At 59.1% G+C, this 5,839-nt stretch carries 6 protein-coding genes; 4 read left to right on the top strand and 2 right to left on the bottom strand.

Annotated features, from left to right (window positions below):
- Positions 1 to 134 precede the first annotated feature (134 nt).
- Together AC1DSG_RS26550 and AC1DSG_RS26545 are read left to right on the top strand one after the other, a co-directional pair.
- The gene (locus AC1DSG_RS26550) at positions 135 to 620 is read left to right on the top strand and encodes a glutathione peroxidase (protein ID WP_477793541.1); all 486 of its coding nucleotides are present in this window, start codon (positions 135 to 137) and stop codon (positions 618 to 620) included.
- On the top strand, positions 617 to 1,078 hold the full coding sequence (locus tag AC1DSG_RS26545) for a MarR family winged helix-turn-helix transcriptional regulator (RefSeq protein ID WP_477793540.1): 462 nt from the start codon (positions 617 to 619) through the stop codon (positions 1,076 to 1,078). The genes AC1DSG_RS26550 and AC1DSG_RS26545 overlap by 4 nt, the downstream gene beginning before the upstream one ends.
- Here AC1DSG_RS26545 and AC1DSG_RS26540 read toward each other — a convergent pair.
- Complete coding sequence (locus tag AC1DSG_RS26540; protein WP_477793539.1) at positions 1,062 to 3,383, bottom strand: hybrid sensor histidine kinase/response regulator; 2,322 nt, start codon at positions 3,381 to 3,383, stop codon at positions 1,062 to 1,064. The two genes, AC1DSG_RS26545 and AC1DSG_RS26540, sit on opposite strands and share 17 nt — an antisense overlap.
- A 166-nt stretch (positions 3,384 to 3,549) precedes the next feature.
- Between AC1DSG_RS26540 and AC1DSG_RS26535 the strand changes: the two genes are divergently transcribed.
- Both AC1DSG_RS26535 and AC1DSG_RS26530 read left to right on the top strand, forming a co-directional pair.
- Positions 3,550 to 4,440, top strand: a complete 891-nt coding sequence (locus tag AC1DSG_RS26535) for an ATP-binding protein (RefSeq protein WP_477793542.1) — start codon at positions 3,550 to 3,552, stop codon at positions 4,438 to 4,440.
- A complete protein-coding gene (locus AC1DSG_RS26530; RefSeq protein ID WP_027925736.1) occupies positions 4,437 to 4,919 on the top strand; it encodes a GAF domain-containing protein in 483 nt (160 codons plus the stop codon). Before AC1DSG_RS26535 ends, AC1DSG_RS26530 begins: the two co-directional genes overlap by 4 nt.
- Here AC1DSG_RS26530 and AC1DSG_RS26525 read toward each other — a convergent pair.
- The coding region (locus tag AC1DSG_RS26525) for an HD-GYP domain-containing protein (RefSeq protein WP_477793538.1) at positions 4,920 to 5,839 on the bottom strand (920 nt) is incomplete at its 5' end. It abuts the gene before it with no gap.

Raw genomic sequence — 5,839 nt, 5'->3', positions numbered from 1 at the left:
GGCGATCTCAAGTACGCCATCGCCGGCAAGCCGGGTTCCTGCAGGGATTATCGTGCCCCATTGATTTATTAAATTGCACGCAATTCAATTGCTCGCTATGTTTAGCCTATCTCCTTTCATTAAGAGTCCAAGCCATGAGCGACAACCTGCTGAGCATCCCGTGCACCACCATCAAGGGTGAACAAAAGACCCTGGCCGATTACGCCGGCAAAGCCGTGCTGGTGGTCAATACCGCGAGCAAGTGCGGCTTCACCCCGCAATACAAGGGGCTGGAAGAGTTGTGGCAAACCTACAAGGACCAAGGGCTGGTGGTCCTCGGCTTTCCGTGCAATCAGTTCGGCAAACAGGAACCCGGCAACGAAGGCGCCATTTCCGAATTCTGCGAATTGAACTTCGGTGTCAGCTTCCCGCTGTTCAAGAAGATCGAAGTCAACGGTGCCGACGCCCATCCCTTGTTCGTTCAGCTGAAAAAACGCGCACCGGGTGTACTGGGTTCGCAGGGCATCAAGTGGAACTTCACCAAGTTCCTGATTGGCAAGGACGGTCAGTTGGTCAAGCGCTTCGCCCCGGCGACCAAGCCCCAGGACCTGAGCCGCGAGATCGAAGCCCTGCTCAAATGAACACCCTGTCCATCGATTCCCTGAAGCTCGACAGTCAGCTCTGCTTCAAGCTGTATGCCGCTTCCCGGGCGGTGATTCGTGCCTACAAGCCGATGCTCGACCAACTCGGCCTGACCTACCCGCAATATCTGGCCATGCTGGTGCTGTGGGAGTGGCAGGAGGCAGCCCCCGGGCAGCCAACGGTCAAGGCGTTGGGCGAACGCCTGGCGCTGGACTCCGGCACCTTGACGCCATTGCTCAAGCGACTTGAGCAATTGCAGCTGGTGCAGCGACAGCGTTCGGTCCGCGATGAGCGCGAGGTGCACCTGAGCCTTTCACCGTCCGGTAAGGCGTTGCGTGATCAGGTCGGCCCGCTCAAGGCTCGCCTGTTGTRCGACAGCGGGGTGGATCTGGATCGTCTGAATGATCTGCGCGAAGGCCTTGATCATTTGTTAGGTCAGATCAAGGCGCTGTCGTAGTCGGCATCCACACATCAAGCAGGGCAGCCAGTTCTTCCCGGCGCAAGGGCTTGACCAGGTAGTCGMTCATGCCCGCCGCGCGGCAGCGTTCGCGTTCCTCGGACATCGCGTTGGCGGTCAGCGCGACAACGGGTAGCTGCGGCCAGCGCCCGCTGCGACGGATTTGCCGGCTCGCTTCGTAGCCGTCCATTACCGGCATGTTGCAGTCCATCAACACCAGATCGAAGTCAGTGTGCTCAAGCTGATCCAGCGCTTCGGCACCATGGGCGGCAACGATGACCTCACAGCCGAGTTTTCCCAGCATGCCCTTGGCCACCATTTGATTGACCGGGTTGTCCTCGACCAGCAATACGCGGCCACGCCGCTGGTGAGGCAGGGCGTCGACCCGCGCTCCGTCGATCATCGTACTTTGCGGCTGCAAGACTCGCCGCAAGTTCTGGTACAGCGCATTGCGCGCCAGAGGTCGTGCCTGTTGCTGCAAGGGCGCGAGGGCGCTCGCCTGTTCGCTGGGCATGAAGTTGCCATAAGCAGTTACCAACAGAATCGGTGCGGCGAGGGTGGGGCGCAGACCAAACAGGCATTCGGGGCAGTCGGTGATCAAGACATCAGGCTCAAGGCCAATCAAAGAGTCATCCATGGAGCGCTGTTGATAGTCGAGCCCCCACGCGGGTAACAGGGCTTTCAGCAGTTCTGCAAGCCCGCTACTGGCGGCGGTAATCGCAACGACCTTGCCGGACAGCGGTGCCGGGGGCATGGCGCGGGTGTGGGCTGGTAGCGGCAGGTCGGCGCAGAACTGGCTGCCGAAACCGGCTTCCGAGCTGATCGTCAGGCGTCCCTGCATGGCTTCGCAGAGGTTATAGGTGAGGGCCAGGCCCAGCCCCGTACCGCCAAACTGCCGGGTAATACCGGCACCGGCCTGAGTAAACGGCTGGAGGATCTTGACCTGGGCATCCTGGGCGATCCCGATACCGGTATCGCAGACCTCGATTCTGACGCCCTCCGCGAACGTAGACAGACGTAAGTCGACCCGACCGAAGCGGGTGAATTTGAGCGCATTGGACAACAGATTACTGACGATCTGCCGCACTCGGGTCGGGTCCCCCAGCACCAGCGCCGGAAACTGCGGATCGATCAGGCACGTAAGCTCCACGCTCGGCGCCGCATTCTGGGACAACAGATTGGCGGTGTCCTCGACCAACGAGCCAAGGTCGAAGGGAATGTGTTCGAGTTCAAGCTGACCGGCATCGAATTTCGACAGGTCGAGAATATCGTTGAGCAATTCCACCAGCACTTTGCCTGAGTCATGAGCGATCGACAGTTGTTGCTGCTGCTCGGCAGTGAGCGGGCCGTCCAGCGACAGCGCGATCATCCCTAACAGGCCGTTGAGGGGCGTGCGGATTTCATGGCTCATGTTGGCCACAAACACCGAGCGGGCTTCGGCCATATCGGTGGCGGTGGTGCGCGCGGTTTCCAGCTCCCGATTGGATTGGCTGAGCCTGGCATTGGTTGCCTTGAGCTCTGCGGTACGCGTCGATACGATGCTTTCCAGTTGACTGAGGTAGTCGGTCAGGCGATTTTCGGCGTTGCGTCGTTGATGGATTTCGGTGGCGATGTTTTCGAATTGTTCGTTGGCGGCTTTGACCAGCACACCGATTTCATCGTCTTCATGCCCCGGCGGACATTCCACCCGGGTCGGCTCCACGCTACGCGGATCGCGGCCACTGAGTTCGCGAATGACCCGAACCAAGGGTTTGGTCAGCATCACGTAGAACAGCGCGAGCAGAATGCCTGTCAGGATCAGGCTTCGAGCGAAGCCGTTGAGCAGTGTCACTTCGGCCCGGTGCAGGAAGCGGCTGCCAAACGCATAGGTATCGACTTCCAGTTGCAAGGTCCCGAGGGATTCGTTTGGCAGGTGATTGAGAAAGAGCCGGTCTTCGAAGTGCCGATGGGCGCCGAACAGGAAGTCGCTGATCACTCGATAACCGCTTTGCACGCCGGGACGCTTGACGCTGGCCAGCACGGTATTGCGGTTATCGATCAGTTTCGCACTGATGATCGACGGTGAGCGCAGCAGGCCCAAGGTCAGTTCCTGGGCGAGTTCGGCGTCGATGTTATAGGCGATGCGCGAGGCGGGATTATGGCTGATTTCCAGCAAAGACCGTATTTCGCGGTTGATGGAGGCGTCTTCGCTGGCATAATCGATGCCTATTTGCAGCAGGCTGAGCAGCGTGCCCAGAATGAAACCGACCAGCACAGTAAGCTTGGCTTGCTTGTATGACAGCCGGTGGGTGAATTTGATATCCATGGGGTGTTGAACCACTTCCGTTTTCTTTCGCTGCTCAAGCATAGTCGATCATGCAGGGATACCGATGTTCTCGCGAACCCTTGAGCAAGGGTTGAGCCGGGCACCGAACGCTGTGTATTCGTCGCTGTATCGCCATCATCACTGTGAACGTGCCCGAGGAGAAGACGTGGACGCTCGATTGAATGCTTTTCTTGAACGCGCCGATGCTGTTTTGGCCCGTATCGAGCCGCTGCTGCCCGCACCTCGACAAACCATCGACTGGAACCAATGCCTGGCCGCGCGCTGGCAGCGCGAGGGGCGCAGCGGTTTTCTGTTGCCCCTGCACGTCAGCCTCGACATGCGTCTGTCCGATCTGATCGGTGTCGACCGGCAGCTGGAACAGTTGGGGCGAAATACCCAACAGTTCATCGACGGCATGCCGGCCAACCACGCTTTGCTATGGGGCTCGCGCGGTACCGGTAAATCGTCGCTGGTGCGTGCCTTGCTCGCCGAACATGCCCACGCCGGTTTGCGCCTGATTGAGATCGAGCGCGATCACCTGGCGGACCTGCCGCGCGTGGTCGAGCAAATCGGCAAGTTGCCGCAACGCTTCGTGTTGTTCTGCGATGACCTGTCGTTCGAGTCGGGCGAGGGCGATTATCGCGTACTCAAGAGCGTGCTCGATGGCTCCCTTGAACAGGCACCGGATAACGTTCTGCTTTACGCCACCTCCAACCGTCGCCACTTGGTGCCGGAAAAGGAAAGCGATAACGAAAACTGGAAACGGGTCGACGGCGAACTGCACCCCAGCGAGGCGGTGGAAGACAAGATCGCGCTGTCGGACCGCTTCGGCTTGTGGCTGTCGTTTTATCCGTTTACTCAGGAACATTTCCTCAACGTTGTCGAACACTGGATTGGTCAACTGGCCGGCAAGGCCGGGCTTGAGTGGCAGCGTAACGAAGAACTGGACATCCTTGCGGTGCGATGGGCCGGGGGCCGAGGCAATCGCAATGGCCGTTGCGCCTATCAATTTGCCCGCTATTGGGTCGGGCTCAAGCTGTTGGAGCACAAAGCATGATTGATTTACAGAAGAGCGGCCAAGGCCTCGATGGTTACGGCATGTTGTGGGCGCAGCTGGAGTCGTTGCTGGCGGACGAGCGTGATTTTATCGCCAATGCTGCACAGTTCTCGGCATTCCTGTTCAACCAGCTCGATGATCTGAACTGGGCCGGTTTCTACCTCAATCGTAACGAAGAGCTGGTGCTCGGTCCTTTCCAGGGGCAAATCGCCTGCGTGCGGATTCCATTTGGGCGCGGCGTGTGCGGGACGGCTGCGTCGACCTTGCAGACTCAATTGGTTGAAGACGTGCACGCATTTCCCGGGCATATCGCGTGCGACAGCGCATCGAACAGCGAACTGGTTGTTCCGTTGGTCAAGGACGGTCGATTGATCGGTGTGCTGGACCTCGACAGCCCGAAACTGGCGCGCTTTACCGCTGAAGATCAGGCCGGTATCGAGCGGCTGGCGGCGATTTTCCTGCGCCTGACCGATTGCTGATCATGCGCTCAAGCCTGCCTTGACCAGCAGGCTTGACCGGTCAACAGCGTCAATCTGCTGAGGATCGAGGAATCGTTCTGCGTACTGCAAATAAATGTGTGTGTTGATGAACAGCCCGAACAACTCCGGGTCGATGTGGGCGTCACGGCACATGTTGGCCATGATGCCCAAGGCTTCGCTCAAGGTTTTGGCCTTCTTGTAGGGACGATCGGCAGCGGTCAGCGCTTCGAAAATATCGGCTATCGCCATCATGCGCGCCGGCAGGCTCATTTCTTCGCGTTTCAACTGTTTGGGATAACCGGTGCCGTCCATTTTCTCGTGATGGCCGCCGGCGATTTCCGCGACGTGGTTGAGGTGCTCGGGAAAGGGCAGGCGGCTGAGCATCAGGATCGTCTGCACCATGTGGTGATTGATGATGTAACGCTCTTCGCGCGTCAGCGTGCCGCGGGTAATGCTCAGGTTGTAGAGTTCGCCCCGGTTGTACTTGTAGTGCGGTACATCGAGCTTGAAACCCCACGGGTTATCAGCCGGGATCAGTTCGCTTTCGGCACGTTCGAACAGGTGCTCGGGTTTGTCCGCCAGCAACGGCTCGCTGACAGGCAGCTTCGGCGCCGGCGTTCGTGCCTGGCGGCGGTTCTCTTCCCATGAAACCCCGAGCCGATCATCCAGGGTTCGAGTCCAGGTGCGTTGAGCAATGTCGCGCAAACGTTGCAGGTCGGCTTCGGCCATGGCTTCGCCGCCCAGATTGCAGTGGGCGATGAACACGAAATCTTCGTCCAGTCCCGCCAGAGTGGCATTGCGCAATTCGGCCAGGTGATGCTCGTCACCCCCTTGGGCAATGGCCTGCCAATAATTGATCCAGGTATCGCGCTTGAGCACTTCGAAACGCATGCGGATTTCGTGGATGCGGTCATTCAGGG

Source organism: Pseudomonas sp. P5_A12, assembly GCF_056400685.1.
Note: the sequence above shows the minus strand (reverse complement) of the source record. Positions and strands in the feature narration are given on the sequence as shown.